The sequence below is a fragment of the Bradyrhizobium sp. G127 genome, from assembly GCF_021502575.1.
GTDB lineage: Bacteria > Pseudomonadota > Alphaproteobacteria > Rhizobiales > Xanthobacteraceae > Afipia.
Genome location: NZ_JAKFGN010000003.1, coordinates 214,115 through 230,114 on the forward strand (window position 1 = coordinate 214,115; position 16,000 = coordinate 230,114).

Here is a 16,000-nt window from a genome sequence, read left to right on the forward strand (position 1 = left end):
GATCTGCTGCATGTACCTTGCAGTGCACAATCCCCGTCCGTTAAGGTCATTTCCGTCTTGGGGTTGCAAGACTTACCGCTACGGTAAACACTCAAACTCCACGCGGCCTTTGGGCACAATCAGCTCTTGCCAGCAGGATAGATGAGCATCGTTTCCAGCACGCATCTTGTCGTCGCCGACGATCACCCGCTTTTCCGCGACGCTCTGCGACAAGCTGTCGCGAGCGTTGTTGCGTCCGCGCGCATCGACGAGGCCGGATCGTTCGAGGAATTGACGGCGCTGCTCGATCGCGAATCCGACGTCGATCTGATCCTGCTCGATCTGTCGATGCCGGGCATCAGCGGTTTCTCCGGACTGATCTACCTGCGGGCGCAGTTTCCGGCGATTCCCGTGGTCATCGTCTCGGCCAGCGACGATGTCGGCACCATCCGCCGTTCGATGGATTTCGGCGCGTCGGGCTTCATCCCCAAGCGGTTCGGCGTCGAGACGCTGCGCGAGGCCATCGGCAAGGTGATGAATGGTGACGTCTGGGTGCCCGACGACATTGATCTTGCCGCGGCCGCAGACCCCGACATGACACGTTTGCGCGACCGTCTCGTGACACTGACGCCGCAGCAGGTGCGCGTGCTGATGATGTTGTCGGAAGGCCTGCTCAACAAACAGATCGCCTACGAGCTTGGCGTCTCGGAAGCCACCATCAAGGCGCATGTCTCCGCCATTCTGCAAAAGCTCGGCGTCGAAAGCCGGACGCAGGCCGTGATCGCCGCTGCAAAAATCTCCGGCGGGCAGTGGAATCAGGCCGACACCACGCAGTGAGTGCTGTTGCGTTGTGACCTCAGGATGAACGGCAATGGCGGCGATATGCTATTCCGCGGCCACCATCTGCTGCGCTCGCCATTGTGCAAGCAGCGCGCGCAAGGCTGCCGGTTTCACCGGCTTGTTGAGCACCACGATGCCGTCCTCGCGCGCCGCGTCGCGGACATGGGGGCTGCGGTCCGCGGTGATCAGAATGGCCGGAATGTTTTCGCCGAAACGCTGGCGGATGTCGCGTATCGCGGCGATGCCGTTACCGCGGTCGAGATGATAATCGACCAGCAGACCGGTGATGCGTTCGTCGGTGGCGGCGATGGCTTCCGCGGCCGAGGCTGGATCCACCGCCGCGATCACCTTGGCGTCCCAGCCGGTCAGCAGCGTCTTCATGCCGTCGAGAATGGCGCGGTCGTTCTCGATACAGACAATCAGCGTGCCGCTCATCGGTGCCTTGGTGGAGATGTTCGCGCCGGACAGCGCCGCCGTATGGGTGACGGTCTTGGCGATCGGCATCGTCACGGAAAAGCGCGATCCGCCACTGCGGTTTGAATCCACAGCGATGCCGTGGTTCAGCACGCGGGCGAGGCGTTCCACGATCGATAATCCGAGCCCAAGGCCGCGCGCGATCCGGGCGCCTTGATCGAGACGGTGAAATTCCTTGAAGATTTCCGTGCGCTTCAGGACCGGAATTCCGAGGCCGGTATCGTAGATGCTGATTTGCAGGGATTTTCCTTTGCGGCGGCAGCCGACCAGGACGCGGCCCTTGGGCGTATATTTGATGGCGTTTGAAATCAGGTTTTGCAGCAACCGCCGCAGCAGCACGCGGTCCGATGTGACGGGCAGCGAGCAGGGCACGAAGGTGAGCTTCAGTTTTCTGGCCTTCGCGATCGGCGTGAATTCCACTTCGAGAGAGCGCATCAGGTCGCTCATGCGGAAGCTGGAGATTGACGGCGTCATGGCGCCGGAATCCAGCCGCGAGATGTCGAGCAGCGCGCCCAGGATTTCCTCGATGGCCTCCAGCGAGTCGTCGATATTGCCGACAAGGCGGGCGTCTTCGCCGCCGTCCTGCCGCTCCACCAGACTGGTGACGTATAGCCTCGCCGCGTTGAGCGGCTGCAGAATGTCGTGGCTGGCCGCGGCGAGGAAGCGGGTCTTGGAAATATTGGCTTCCTCCGCGGTACTCTTGGCCAGCGCCAGTTCGCTGTTGAGCCGGGTCAGTTCCTCGGTGCGTTCGCGGACGCGCTTTTCCAGTGTCGCGTTGGCGCGCTCGAGGGCTTCCGCCGCCTCGAAACTCGGCGTGATGTCGGAGAACGTGATGACCAGCGCGCCGCCCGGCATACGATTGGCGCGGACCTCGACCACCATGTTCCGGTCGCTCAACCGTTCCAGATAGGGTTCGCCCTCCGTGGTATAGGCAGCGAGCCGGCGTTGCAGCACGGATCGGTCGGCATCGGGAATGGCCTGTCCATTGCTGCCGATGAACTCGATGATCTCGATCAGCGGAATGCCGATCTGGGCATATTGCGCGGGCAGATCGAGAATCTCGCCGAACTGCCGGTTCGAGGTGATGAGCTGGAGTTCGGGGTTGAAGACCGCGATGCCCTGACGGACGTGATTGAGCGCCGTCTGCAACATCTCGCGGTTGAAATGCAGCGCGGTGTGGGCATCGTCGAGCAGCTTCAGTGCGGCCTTTGCGGACACCGCCCGCTTGCGCAGCAGCAGCGACAGCACCAGCCGCGACGAAGCAGCGCCGATTGAGGAAGCGATCAGGTGTTCGGCATGACGCAGCAGGCGGAAGTCGGCGGGGGCCGCGCGGTCGATGTCGATGTGATGGGTCGTGGCGAAGGTCTCGAACGATAGCAGCGCGCGCTCGGGTCCGAGATATTGCGCCACCGTACTGAGCAGATCCTGCACCGTCACCGTGGTTCGCCAGCGCCGGAAATTGGGCGCGATCGGCGCGAGTTCGTTGGGCACGAACAGGTCGGCCTGAACCCGCTCGATCGAAGTCGGCTGGCGCCACAGCGACAGCACGACATAGGTCAGCATGTTGAGCGACAGGCTCCACAGCACGCCGTGAATCAGCGGCGCCATTTCGGTGCCGAGCAGCGCCTGCGGCCGCAGGGCCGTGATGCCGAACAGCCCTTGCTTCAGCCAGATCGCGCCGAGCGGATCGACGTCGGCGAAGCTCGGCAGGAACAGCGTGTAGGCCCACACCGCAAAGCCGATCAGCATGCCGCCCATCGCGCCGCGCGCGGTGGCGCGCCGCCAGAACAGGCCGCCGAAAAATGCCGGCGCAAGCTGCGCCACGGCGGCGAACGATAGCAACCCGATCGCTGCGAGCTGTGCGTTGCCCAGCGCGTGATAGTAGAGATATGCCATCGCCATGATGGCGAAGATCGCGACGCGGCGGACCTTGAGCAGGAAGCCGCCGAAATTGGCCTTGCCGCCCTGCGAAGCCGGCCGCCGCTTCAGCACCAGCGGCACGATGATGTCGTTCGACACCATGATCGCCAACGCCACGCATTCCACGATGACCATCGCCGTGGCGGCGGACAGGCCGCCGACGAACACGATCACGCTAAGTGTTGTCGCGCCCGCCGAGATCGGCAGCGCCAGCACGTACATGTCGCTGTCGGATGCGCCGAACGGAAAGGTCACAAGGCCGGCGATGGCGATGGGAATCACAAAGAGGTTGATCGCAATCAGGTAGAGCGGGAACAGCCAGCGCGCGCGGCGCACCTCGGCCTCAGTCGAGTTCTCGACGACACTGACGTGGAATTGCCGCGGCAGCAGCATGATCGCCAGAAACGACAGCAGCGTCATGGCGAGAAAGTTGCCGACCGAAGGCGTGGCTTCGATGGCGCGCACCGCCTCCGGCGTCTTCATTGCGCGTTCCCACAAGTCGGTGGGACCGAACATGATGAAGGTTACGAAGACGCCCGCCGCGATGAATGCCACCAGCTTGACCAGCGATTCCGTCGCCACCGCCAGCATCAGCCCGTGCTGGTGTTCGGTGGCGTCGGTCTGCCGCGTGCCGAACAGCACCGCGAAGGCGGCGAGGGTAATGGTGACGATGAAGGCGATGTCGCCGATATAGGGAATACTGGAGACGTCCTGATCCTGATTCAGGATCGTTTCCAGCGAGGATGCAACGGCCTTCAACTGAAGCGCGATGTAGGGCACCGAGCCGATGATAGCGATGCCGGCGGCGGTCGCGGCGACGGCTTGGCTCTTGCCGTAGCGGGCGGCGATGAAGTCGGCGATCGAGGTGATGTTCTGCGATTTCGCCAGTTGAATGACGCGCATTAGGAGCGGCGTGCAGAACGCGATCATCAGGATCGGCCCGACATAGATCGCGAGAAATTCGACGCTGGTCCGCGTCGCCAATCCGACCGAGCCGAAGAACGTCCACGAGGTACAATAGATCGCCAGCGACAGTGGATAGATGAACGTCCCGAGACGGCCGCGCTGAACCTGCGTTAGCCGCTCGCCATAACTGGCGACGACGAACAGAAGCCCGATGTAGCCGAACGCGGCTGCGATCACGCCCCAGTCATGCAGCATCGATTGCTCCCTCGCGGGCAAGCGCCCTCGGCGGAGACCTTAGCCCGGTCTGCTGTTAGGTGCATCCATGCGCCGTTGGCGGCCGCAGGGGGATTTTGAGAATCAGCCAATGCAACCTATGATTGTATTGGCTGTATCGGTTATTCGGACTTGCGGCCCATGCGCTGCGCGTCCGGCTTGGGCTTTATTCGGCCGCCAGCGCCTTGGCGTGCAGCGGCAGATCGAGCTGCTCCCAGACCTGGACCAAGGCCTCGGCAAGCTGATCGATCAGGCCGTCGTCATGATAGGGCGATGGCGTGATACGCAGGCGCTCGGAGCCCTTTGGCACGGTGGGATAGTTGATCGGCTGAATGTAGATGCCGTGCTGTTCCAGCAAGAGATCGCAGGCCTTTTTGCAGCGGTCAGGATCGCCGACGAACAGCGGCACGATATGCGTGTCGCTCGACATCACCGGCAGGCCGGCCGCCGTGAGAATGGCTTTGACGCGCGCTGCGCGGTCCTGATGACGCTCGCGCTCCCACGACGATGATTTCAGATGCTTGATCGCGGCGGTCGCGGCCGAGCAGATCGCAGGCGGCAGCGCGGTAGTGAAGATGAAGCCCGGCGCATAAGAGCGCACCGCATCGATGATCTTGGCGTTGCCCGCGATGTAGCCGCCGAGGCAGCCGAACGCCTTGGCCAGCGTGCCTTCGAGAATATCGATCCGGTGCATCACGCCGTCGCGCTCGGCGATGCCACCGCCGCGCGGGCCGTACATGCCCACCGCATGAACTTCATCGACATAGGTCATTGCGCCGTAGCGCTCCGCGAGATCGCAAATCTTCGCCAGCGGCGCGACGTCGCCGTCCATCGAGTAGAGGCTTTCGCACACGATAAGCGTCGGGCGGCCCGGATTTGCGCGCAGCAATTCTTCAAGGTGCGCGACGTCGTTATGGCGGAACACGATGTACTGCACGCCGGACTGGCGGATGCCCTCGATCATCGAGTTGTGGTTCAACGCGTCGGACAGGATCAGGCAGTCCGGAATCAGCTTCGCCAAGGTGGCGATGCCGGTCTGGTTGGAGACGTAGCCGGAGGTGAAAACCAGCGCAGCTTCCTTGCCGTGCAGATCGGCCAATTCCTGCTCGAGTTGGATCAGTGAATGGTTGTTGCCGGCAATGTTGCGGGTGCCGCCGGCACCGGTGCCGGTGCGGGTCGCGGTTTCGACCATCGCGCCGACGACCTTCGGGTGCTGGCCCATGCCGAGGTAGTCGTTGGAGCACCACATCACGATGTTGCTCTGGCCCTTCGGCGAGTGCCACACAGCATGCGGGAAACGGCCTGCGATGCGTTCCAGATCGGCAAAAACGCGATAGCGACGCTCGTCATGCAGGCGTCCGAGGGCGTCGTCGAAGAACTTATTGTAATCCATCATGAAAACCCTGGATAAGGGACCGGATTACGGCAGCCGGCCCGGGGGGTCTTCTGTCGCGCGCGGGCTCTTTTTAGAGCTTTTCCAGGTTGGGTGTCGAGGCCGTTTTCGCCGGTCTCGTATGCTGCAAAACGCTGATCCAGATCAACGCGCGATTAATTGCAGTCAATCAGCTTGTCGTTCCAGTCATGTGGCCGAGAAGCGCAGCACGCCGTCCGCGCCGAGACTAGACTTCAGGCGACGGTGCGCCAGCATGTGGTTGACGTGGGCGATCAGCTCGCCGGCGGCGAAGCCGGTCTGGTGGGCGTCCAGCACGTGCTTGTGAAAGACGACCGGCACCAGTTCGGCCGATGTCTTCGGCGATGTGCGGCAGGCCTCGGCGATCAACTGACACCGCTCTTCGTGATGATCGGCCAACTGCCGGATGCGGGTGGTGACGCCGTAGAATGGAACGCCGTGACCCGGCAGTACCAGCACATCGTCCGGCAGCAGTTGTTCAAGCTCCGCCAGCGAGGTGAGATACTCGCCCAGTGAATTCGCGTCCGGTTCAACCGCCCATACGCTGACGTTCGGCGAGATCTTGCTCAGCACCTGATCCGCCGAGAGGAAGATGTTGTCGGCTTCGCAATACAGCATCACCTGATCGAGGGCGTGGCCGCCGCCGGTGATGACCTTGAAGTGCCGCGAGCCGATCGTGATGTCGTCGCCCTTGGACAGGCGGCTATAGGATGCGGGAAGGATTGACACCCGCGTCAGGTAATCCTGGCCACGGCCGAGCAGCGCCTCGGTGATTTCTTCGTCCATACCGTGACGGCGGAAGAACATCCGCTGCGCCAGCTTGCGTTCGGGTGACCCGCGATGCTGATGATAGGCAGCCTGCAAATATTCGACTTGCGACATGTGGAGCGCGCAGCCGAAACGTTCGACGATCCATCCCGCCAGTCCGACATGATCGGGATGCGCGTGGGTAACGATCAGCCGTGTGATCTTGAAGCCCTTGAGCGGACCGTCGAACAGCGTCGTCCATGCCGCGATAGTGGCGTCATTGCCGATGCCGGTGTCGACCATGGTCCAGCCGTCGCCGTCCGCGAGCAGATAGATGTTCACGTGGTTGAGGCGAAACGGCAATGTCAGCCGCACCCAGATCAAGCCGGGCGCGAGTTCGATCGCTTCGTCCGGCCTGGGCGGCGTTTCAACCGGATAGCGCAAGCCGTCGGAGGCTGCGGTCAATGTGGCGGTGCTGCTGTTCATCGTCTCGCAATCGCGTTTTTCTGATCCGGCTTAACGCGGCAAATCCCGCCGCGCTAGCTGAAATTGGCGAATTGCGAGTTACAGCGGCATGGTTGCCATGCAGGCAACCAGTTCCGGCGTTTGAAACAGCTCAGGACGCGGCTGCGCCGCTGACCGATACGGCAGCGGCAGGCTTTGCGGCGGCATGGCTATGGCCGTCGTGTTTCACGTCGTCGAGCTTCGAATTGATGCCGAGGCGATCCAGCAGGTTGGCGTCGCGTTCGGTCTGTGGATTTCTCGTGGTCAGCAACACGTCGCCGATGAAGATCGAATTCGCGCCGGCGACGAAGCACAACGCTTGCAACTCGTCGGTCATGTACTGACGGCCGGCCGACAGGCGAACGACGCTGCGCGGCATCATGATGCGCGCGACCGCAATCATGCGCACCAGCGCGATCGGATCGGGCCGCTCGGCGGTGTCGTTGACCGGCACGCCCTTGACCTCGTTCCACATGTTGATCGGAACGCTCTCCGGATGCTCGGGCAGGTTGGCCAGCAGCGCCAGCATGCCGAGCCGGTCGTCGACCTGCTCGCCCATGCCGATAATGCCGCCGCAGCAGACCTTGAGGCCGGCTTCGCGGGCATGCGCCAGCGTGTCGATGCGATCCTGCATGGTGCGCGTGGTGATAATGTTGCCGTAAAACTCCGGCGAGGTATCGACGTTGTGGTTGTAGAAATCGAGGCCGGCATCGTGCAGCCGCTTCGCTTGGCTGTCGGTCAGCATGCCGAGCGTCACGCAGGTCTCCATGCCGAGATCCTTCACGGCGCTGACCATCTCGCAAACCCTGTCGAGATCCTTGTCCTTCGGATTGCGCCACGCCGCCGCCATGCAGAAGCGTTCCGCGCCGGCTTCCTTTGCGCGCTTTGCGGTCTCGACGACGTCGTCGTGTTCCATCAGCTTCGTGGCCTTGAGGCCGGTGTCATATTTGGCGCTTTGCGAACAGTAGCCGCAATCTTCCGGGCAGCCGCCGGTCTTGATGCTCAGCAGGCTCGCAGTCTCGACATGATTGGGATCGAAGTTGCGGCGGTGAATGCTCTGCGCCTGGAAGATCAGGTCGGAGAAGGGGAGATCATAGACCGCCTGTGCTTCGGCGCGCGTCCAGTCGTTGCGCGGCTCGGTCAGCGCATCGCGCCCGATCGTTCCACCTTTCACATCCGAACCCGGCACTATGCTCATGCGCTAACCCCTTGCATGCGGGACATCAAGTCCCGTTTCGTCAGGAACAGCGCGACCACGATAGCAATCCCGATTGTTCCGCTTGTAAGACTCTAGCAGGGAGCATGGAGGCCAAAAAGAGTCAATCTGACCGGCTGCGCCTGCCATGCGAGGCCGCCATGCAGCGTGTAACCACAAGAACGGGCAGTGATTTGCGAGCAGGATTCGTGAGTGTTCTGGAGTTTCCGGCCGGGTGTGGCCCGGCCGGAAAATGCTGATGTTCCGCGTGTGGACGACTACGCGGCCCGGATATTGAGCAGGAAGGCATCAACCTCGGCGCGCAGGATATCCGCTTCGCGGCGAAGCTCGCCCGATGCGTTGAGCACCTCGGTCGCCGCGGTGCCCGCCTCGATCGAGGCCTGGCTGACACCGACGATGTTGCTCGACACTTCCGAGGTGCCGCTCGCGGCATGCTGAATGTTGCGGGCGATCTCGCGCGTTGCCGCACCCTGTTCCTCGACGGCGGCGGCGATGGCGGTGGTGACCTCGTTGATCTCGCCGATGGTGGACCCGATGCTGCGGATCGCGCCGACCGCGGACGCCGTGACGTTCTGCATGCTGGAGATCTGCGCGCGGATTTCGTCGGTCGCTTTCGCCGTCTGCTCGGCGAGACTCTTCACTTCGGATGCAACGACCGCGAAACCGCGGCCGGCTTCACCCGCGCGGGCCGCCTCGATGGTGGCGTTGAGCGCGAGCAGGTTGGTCTGCGATGCGATTTCCTGAATCAGGTCGACGACGCTGCTGATGCGGTTGGCGTTTTCGGCGAGGCCCTGCATGGTCGCATCGGTCTTGCCCGCTTCGCTGACGGCGTTGGCGGCGATCTTGGTCGAGTTCGAAACCTGACGGCCGATCTCCTGGATCGACGACGACAGCTCTTCGGTGCCGGCCGACACGGTCTGCACGTTGACCGAAGTCTCCTCCGCCGCGGACGCGACGGTGCTTACCAGCGCGCTGGAATGCTCGGCGCTGGTGGACATGCTTTCCGCTGTCGACTGCATGGTGTTGGCGGACGTCATCAGGCTGTCGAGCGCCGCACGGACCTTGTCTTCGAAGTGCATGATCTGGGTTTCGATGCGCGAGGCGCGTTCGGCCTTGGCAGCGCGATCCAGATCCTGTTCGCTGCTGAGGGTGCGTGAGCGGATCATGCTTTCGCGGAACACTTCCAGCGAGCCAGCCATGACGGCGATTTCATCCTGCTGGCGGCTGCGCCGGACTTCGGCTTCCAGATCGCCCTCGGACAACCGGCGCATCACATCTTGCAGGTTGCGGATGCGGCCCAGGATATTGCGGCCGACATAGAGCCAGACGAACACCGCGGATCCGACCAGCGTAAGTGCGCCGAGTGCCAGCATCACCATCGTCGCCAGCGTGATCTGGCTACCAGCCTGGGTGGTGACCTCGGTGGTATGGGCCTGCACGTCCTCGACGAGCTTCTTGACGCTCATTTCTAGGCCGCGATTCAGCTTGCGCGTTTCGTCAACGATCAGCTGGCCGTATTCGTTGGTGTCCATCTCCTTCTGGCGAACCTTGAAGACACCCATCTTGCCTTCCGACAGCGCGATAACCTTGAGCAGCGGCTCACGGATCGTTTCGCCGGGATCATCCTTTTTCATATTGCCGAGTTTGTAGAGTGCGCTTTTCTTCTTCGCCTCGAAAGCTTCCTGAAGCGCTGCCAGAGCATCGCTGCTCGGCGCGGCAAGAGCCGCGGTCAGGTCGGATGCCATCAGGTTGCTGTCGGTGATGACGTTACCGAGCAGGTCGATCGCCCGCGCCGCATCCAGTGCATCGCTCTGCGAGAAGTTGGCGGACCCCAGAATGGCGTTCATCTGGGTCTGCGCATCGAGCATGGCAAGGGTTGCTGCGGACAGGAATTCGGTATGCGCCTTGCGCAAGGCGGCGGCCTGGGTCTCACGCATTGCCGCCACCTCGAGCCGTTCCTTCGCGGCGGCTCCGATGCTGCCGACCATATCGCCGATGCTCTTGCTGGTTTCGGTCATCGCGTCCATGACCGGCTTGTCGGCTCCGAGCCGCGCGATCTCGGCCAGTTTCTCCGCAACGATCCGCTGGGTGTTCTGCATTTCAGCGGTACGCTCTTTCAGCGTTGCATCGCTGTCTGAGCCGAGCAGGGCCTGGCCCTGATTGGAGAGGCTGGTGCTCTGCGCCGAGAGCTGAAGGCTGGCTGCGAGGCGCGGAATATCATGTCCGCTGAGGGTATTCATCATGCCGCCGAGCTGGCCCAGCATCACACTGGCGCTGACGCTGATGATGATCGCCATGCCCGCGATGACCGCGAAGGCAAGAAAAAGGCTTCCCCGAACGCCGAGCGCGAGGCTCGGCATCTTGAAGCGAAACATTTTTTTTCCGAAACCAAGTTTCCAACCCATAGCTGTTCTAGCCCCCGCATTCCGCAGATGTACATGCGGCGGCAGTATCGGGACGGCTGGTTAAAAATTTCGGGAACCGGGGGAGTTTTCTGCCAAAAATTTCGCGCAGATCTGCAATGCAGACGCCCGCCCGCAGCGCAGTATGTGCAGCAGATCGCGATCCGCGCCGCGCGGTGTTTACGTTTCGTTAAGGCGCTGCGACAGGTTGACCTGAGATCATTCCGCCCGTGCGGATCGCGTCCGGCACCGGCCGCATCTTTGCGGTCTCGATCAGCCACTCACGGAATGCGCCGATGGCTGGCGTCGTGGCCTGGTCCTGCGGCGTGACGAAGTAGTAGCCCGCGGACGGCGTCACGATGTCGAACGGGACGACGAGACGTCCTTTGGCAATATCGTCGGCGACATAGGCCGTGTGACCCATGGCGACGCCGAGGCCGTCGATGGCGGCCTGCACGGTCATGAACGCCAGATCGAATGTCATGCCCGGGCTTTGCGCGATCTCTACCGGCAGACCAGCCGCGGTCAACCATATGCGCCAGTCGTCCCGCGTCGTCGCGGTATGCAGCAGCGTGACGCGTGAGAGATCCTCCGGTTTCAACAGCGCGCGCTCGCCGGTCATCAGCTTCGGGCTGCACACCGGAAACAGATCCTCGGCCATCAGCCACTCGGCGCGCAGCCCGGGCCATTGTCCGCGCCCATAGCGGATCGCGGCGTCGACATTGCTGCTGCGGAAGTCGACCAGTTCGGTCGAGGTGGTGATGCGGACGTCGATCTCCGGATGCTGTTCCTGAAACGGCGACAGCCGCGGCAGCAGCCACTTCACCGCAAGCGAGGTCAGCGTGCTCACCGTCAGCACGCGGTCGTTGCCGGTGCGCAGCAGCCGGTCGGTGGCGGTGCGCAGGTCCTGAAATGCAGCACGGATGCTGGGCAGGTACTCGGCGGCCTGCGGGGTCAGCGCCAGCGCGCGGCTTTGGCGGACGAACAACCGGAGGCCGAGTTCTTCCTCCAGCCGTCGGATCTGATGGCTGATGGCGGTCTGGGTAACGTTCAGCTCCGCTGCCGCCTTGGTGAAGGACAAGTGCCGCGCGGCGGCCTCGAAGGCGCGCAAGCCGTTCAGGGAGGGCAGTCTGGCGGTCATTTGATACCCCTCTATACATGAGATTATATCATAATAAGGAGGACAAGCTGTCGTTTGTCAACAAGCCTTTTCACTCCGATATTGCAAGCATCGAATTCGTTTTTAGGAGGCTATCATGTCCATCTGCACCAACGATCTGATGACAAATCATCATCATGATTTCTTCGCTCACCCGCTCACCTCGATTGCGGATGTGCTGCACACCTGGCGGCAGCGCTACCAGCGCCGCGTGGAATTGACCCAGCTCTCCGACAAGGACTTCCACGATGTCGGTGCAAGCTGGAGTGATTTCGCCTGTGAGGCCAACAAGCCGTTCTGGCAGGCGTGAACTGCGCGCGAGCCTGATCCGTTCCTCCGAATCGGGCCCGCATTTTTCTCATGATCCTCACACCTTATCGACGGAGCCGTGCCATGCTCGCCGCTGCGGATCGCTTCACTCTGAGTAACCTTGGCCGCTATACCGATGTGCTTCGGCTGAAAGGCGGCAAGACGCTGGCTGTGCGCTTCCTGGAGTTGCGCGATGCGGATGCGCTGCTGGATTATTTCCGGTCGCTGTCGACGCGTTCGCGTTACAATCGCCTGTTAGGGGCTGCGAGCGAGCTGCCGCCGTCCGAACTCGACAAGGCGCTGCATGTGGGTGAAGGCAATAGCTTCGCCGTCGTTGCCGATATGAAGGTCGATGGCGTCGACACCATCGTTGGCGAAGCCCGTTACAGCTTTGACGCGGAAACGGGAGACGGCGAAATGGGATTGTCGATCGGCGACCGCTGGCAGGGCCAGGGGATCGGTGCGGCGATGATGGCGAATCTCGAATGCCGCTCGGCCGCGCTGGGCGCGCAACGGCTGTTCGGAGAGACGCTACGCAACAACGATCAGATGATCGGTCTCGCGCGCAAGCTCGGCTATTCGTTCGCGCAGGCGCCGAATGATTGGCGACTGGCTCGTTTCGAGAAGCCGCTGCATCGTGCGGCTGAAATCCCCTGCGAAAGCTGGAAACAGGCGGCTGCCGCCGGCTGGCCGCTGAAGGGCGCGTTGCAGGCTGCTGGCTGATCGCCGCGCCGCCTCGCTTGTGTGCTGTTGGCTGGATCGAATAGTGTCGCGGAGCGCCCTGTAAGGCGTTCGATCCAGGAGTTGTCCCCGATGGCGCAATCCACCAAAACCGATGCAGGAAACGACATCTGGCTGGCGGCGGGCGTCCGCACGCCGTTTGCCAAGGTCGATGGCCCCTTGAGCGGCGTCGACGCTATCGCGCTGTCGGTGCCGGTGGTCAAGCACATGATCGATCGCCTTGGCGGCGGCAAGCCGGACTTCGCGGTCTGGGGCAACGTCGTTCCCAACCTGACCTGGAGCAACATCGCCCGCGAAATTCTCATGGATGCCGGCGTCGACGCCACGGTGCCGGCCACTTCCACCGTGATGGCCTGCTCGACCAGCATGATGGGCGTGTTCGAGGCCGCAGGCTTAATCGACGGCGAGGTGCGCAATCTCGCGCTGGTCGGCGGCGTCGACAGTCTCAGCCAGGTGCAGCTTGGCCTCGGCACATCGTTGTCGAACTGGGTGCGCCAGTTCCAGACCGCCCGCTCGCTCGGCCAGAAGCTCAGCCACGCCATCGATCTCAAGCTCAGCGACGTGCGCCTCTACATTCCGGCGGTCAGCAACCGCACCACCGGCATGAGCATGGGCGAGCATACCGAGATCACCGCCAAGGTCTGGAACATCTCGCGCGAGGCGCAGGACCAGATCGCGCTGGAAAGCCATCAGCGCGCGGTCGCGGCGTGGGATCGCGGCTTCTTCGACGATCTCGTGATTCCGTTCGGCGGGGTGAAGCGCGACACCATTCCGCGCAAGGATACATCGCTGGAGAAACTGGCGCGGCTGTCGCCGTCGTTCGACCGCACCAGCGGCAAGGGCACGCTGACCGCGGGCAACTCGTCGCCACTGACCGACGGCGCGTCGAGCATCTGGGTCGCTTCGACGGCGGGTCTCACAAGGCTGCCTGCGAGCACGCCCCGCGTGAAACTGGTGGACTGGGAAATGGCGTCGGTGGATTTCCGCACCGAAGGTCTCCTGATGGCGCCGCCTTACGCGATCCCGCGTCTGCTGAAGCGGCAGGGACTGACCTATGCGGACATCCATCTCTGGGAAATTCACGAAGCGTTCGCCGCTCAGGTGCTGGCGCATATCAAGGCGCTGGAAAGCCCCGAGTTCATCCGTGACAAGGCGGGCGTGACCGGAGAATTCGGCAAGTTTCCGCGCGAGCGCATGAATCCGAACGGCGGCTCCACCGCGCTCGGGCATCCGTTCGGCGCGACCGGCGCGCGAATCCTCAGTCAGGCGGTCAAGGCGCTGGCCGCGATGCCGAAGGGCAGCCGCGCCATCGTCAGCATCTGCGCCGACGGCGGGCAGGGGACCGTGGCGCTGCTGGAAGCCGCGTAGCGTCTCAGCCGTTCCTGAACACCGGCTTGCGCTTTTCGACGAAGGCTTTCACCGCTTCCTTGTGATCGGCGGTTCCGGCGGTGCGCACCATTCGTTCGGCTTCGTGATCGAGCGAGGTGAGGAAATCGTTCATCAGCGCCTCGTCGAGATTGTCCTTCATTAGCCGCAAGGCTGTCGACGGACCTTCGGCAAGCGTCTTTGCCCAGGCGAAGGCTTCGTCGCGCAGCCGGTCGTCGGGCACCACGCGGTTGACAAGGCCAAGCGTCTCGCAGCGCTTCGCATCGATCTTCTCGCCGAAGAACATCAGCTCGCGCGCCCGCGACGTGCCGACGAGGCGCGTCAGCAGCCACGACATACCGTAGTCGCCGCTGAGACCAATTTTCACATAGGCCGTGGTGACGAAGGCGGACTCCGCCGCAATGCGCAGGTCGCAGGCCAGCGCCAGCGAAAGGCCCGCTCCCGCCGCTGGACCCGGCAGGGCCGCGATGGTCGGTTTGCGGACATTGACCAGAACGCCGGTCAGCGTGCGCTGGCGCTCCTGCAGACGCGCAACCTTCTGGTCGAATGTCAGTTCGGGTGCGTTGCTGCTGCCGGGTTTGCCGCCCATGCCCTTGACGTCACCACCGGCACAGAACGCCGCGCCCGCGCCTGTGATCAGCAGCGCGCCGACATTGGCGTCTTCGCCGCACAGCTTGATCATCCGGCGCAGCGCAGGCGTCAGATTGTCGGAGAGCGAATTCCGCGCCTGCGGGCGGTTGAGCGTGATGACGGCGACGCGGTCGCGCACTTCGCAGAGCAGTTCGTCCGTGCCGGTGTCGATCACGGTGTTGGCGCTGATGGGGACAGTGGCTGTGACGGTCATGGCGCTGTTCCGATGTTGGTTTCGAAACAGAACTGTGAACGCAACAATGCCGGTTTTCCAGCGAAACCTCGCGCAACCCAGTCATGTTGCGCGAGGTTTGAAACCCGCCGCGCAGCGCGCATTCATCGGCCATTCAAGAACAAAGTAGCTAAAAAGAGCGTGGTCGAAACAATGACCCCGCCGCGCCAGGCGTGTATGCTGATCGTCACACGGCCACCTTATGGTCGCTTGCTGGTTCATTTCGGAGATCATTCCATGCGCAAGATTTTGACGGTCCTCGCAGCGCTCGCGTCGCTGAGCCTCACCAATTGCGGATATAATGCGATCCAGCAGAACGATGAATCGGTAAAGTCGAGCTGGTCCGAGGTGGTGAACCAGTATCAGCGCCGCGCCGATCTGGTGCCGAACCTCGTCAATTCGGTGAAGGGTTTTGCCCAGCAGGAAAAGGACGTCCTGCTCGGTGTCACCAACGCACGCGCCAAGGTCGGCACCATCCAGGTTACGCCGGAAGTTCTCAATGATCCGGCCGCGTTCCAGAAATTCCAGGCCGCGCAGGGCGAGTTGACCGGCGCATTGTCGCGCCTCTTGGTGACGACGGAAAATTATCCGCAGCTCAAGTCGGATCAACTGTTCCGAGATTTAGTGGCGCAGCTTGAGGGCACCGAAAACCGCATCGCCGTGGCGCGCAATCGTTATATCAAGGCGGTGCAGGACTATAATGTCGGCATCCGCACCTTCCCGAACAATCTGACGGCCATGGTGTTCGGCTACAAGGAAAAGCCCAACTTCACGGTCGAAAACGAGAAGTCGATCTCCACCGCGCCGAAGGTCGATTTCAACGTGCCGCCGGCCACTGCTCCAGCCACACCAGCGCCTGCAAAGTAGCGGC

General features: G+C 62.6%; 12 protein-coding genes. 5 read left to right on the plus strand and 7 right to left on the minus strand.

The window, feature by feature from the left end; translation table 11 throughout:
* The first annotated feature begins 141 nt into the window (after window positions 1–141).
* Window positions 142–816 carry a response regulator transcription factor gene (locus tag LVY71_RS20610; protein ID WP_235101789.1) on the plus strand — a complete coding sequence of 225 codons (675 nt, stop codon included), beginning with the start codon at window positions 142–144 and terminating at the stop codon, window positions 814–816.
* A 48-nt stretch (window positions 817–864) separates the two neighbouring features.
* On the opposite strand, the gene LVY71_RS20615 is transcribed toward LVY71_RS20610, so the two are convergent.
* From LVY71_RS20615 to LVY71_RS20640, 6 genes are all read right to left on the minus strand, one after another.
* Window positions 865–4,374, minus strand: a complete 3,510-nt coding sequence (locus tag LVY71_RS20615) for a hybrid sensor histidine kinase/response regulator (protein ID WP_235101790.1) — start codon at window positions 4,372–4,374, stop codon at window positions 865–867.
* 184 nt (window positions 4,375–4,558) lie between these two features.
* Window positions 4,559–5,785, minus strand: a complete 1,227-nt coding sequence (gene hemA, locus LVY71_RS20620; RefSeq protein ID WP_235102192.1) for a 5-aminolevulinate synthase — start codon at window positions 5,783–5,785, stop codon at window positions 4,559–4,561.
* A 186-nt stretch (window positions 5,786–5,971) separates the two neighbouring features.
* Complete coding sequence (locus tag LVY71_RS20625; protein WP_235101791.1) at window positions 5,972–7,036, minus strand: MBL fold metallo-hydrolase; 1,065 nt, start codon at window positions 7,034–7,036, stop codon at window positions 5,972–5,974.
* Between the two features lie 130 nt (window positions 7,037–7,166).
* Window positions 7,167–8,252, minus strand: coding sequence for a biotin synthase BioB (gene bioB, locus LVY71_RS20630; protein ID WP_235101792.1), 1,086 nt, complete (start codon window positions 8,250–8,252; stop codon window positions 7,167–7,169).
* 275 nt (window positions 8,253–8,527) lie between these two features.
* Complete coding sequence (locus LVY71_RS20635) at window positions 8,528–10,675, minus strand: methyl-accepting chemotaxis protein (RefSeq protein WP_235101793.1); 2,148 nt, start codon at window positions 10,673–10,675, stop codon at window positions 8,528–8,530.
* 187 nt (window positions 10,676–10,862) lie between these two features.
* Complete coding sequence (locus LVY71_RS20640; protein ID WP_235101796.1) at window positions 10,863–11,813, minus strand: transcriptional regulator GcvA; 951 nt, start codon at window positions 11,811–11,813, stop codon at window positions 10,863–10,865.
* Window positions 11,814–11,928: 115 nt separating this feature from the next.
* Here LVY71_RS20640 and LVY71_RS20645 point away from each other — a divergent pair, with 115 nt between their 5' ends.
* The 3 genes from LVY71_RS20645 (at window position 11,929) to LVY71_RS20655 (ending at window position 14,249) form a co-directional block, all read left to right on the plus strand.
* Window positions 11,929–12,141: a DUF1127 domain-containing protein gene (locus LVY71_RS20645; protein ID WP_235101797.1), complete on the plus strand. Its 213-nt coding sequence runs from the start codon at window positions 11,929–11,931 to the stop codon at window positions 12,139–12,141.
* An 83-nt stretch (window positions 12,142–12,224) separates the two neighbouring features.
* A complete protein-coding gene (locus tag LVY71_RS20650) occupies window positions 12,225–12,863 on the plus strand; it encodes a GNAT family N-acetyltransferase (RefSeq protein ID WP_235101798.1) in 639 nt (212 codons plus the stop codon).
* 90 nt (window positions 12,864–12,953) lie between these two features.
* The gene (locus tag LVY71_RS20655) at window positions 12,954–14,249 is read left to right on the plus strand and encodes an acetyl-CoA C-acyltransferase (protein WP_235101799.1); all 1,296 of its coding nucleotides are present in this window, start codon (window positions 12,954–12,956) and stop codon (window positions 14,247–14,249) included.
* 4 nt (window positions 14,250–14,253) lie between these two features.
* On the opposite strand, the gene LVY71_RS20660 is transcribed toward LVY71_RS20655, so the two are convergent.
* Window positions 14,254–15,111, minus strand: coding sequence for an enoyl-CoA hydratase-related protein (locus LVY71_RS20660; protein ID WP_235101800.1), 858 nt, complete (start codon window positions 15,109–15,111; stop codon window positions 14,254–14,256).
* A gap of 255 nt (window positions 15,112–15,366) precedes the next feature.
* Here LVY71_RS20660 and LVY71_RS20665 point away from each other — a divergent pair, with 255 nt between their 5' ends.
* A complete protein-coding gene (locus LVY71_RS20665; protein ID WP_235101801.1) occupies window positions 15,367–15,996 on the plus strand; it encodes a LemA family protein in 630 nt (209 codons plus the stop codon).
* Window positions 15,997–16,000: the final 4 nt, after the last annotated feature.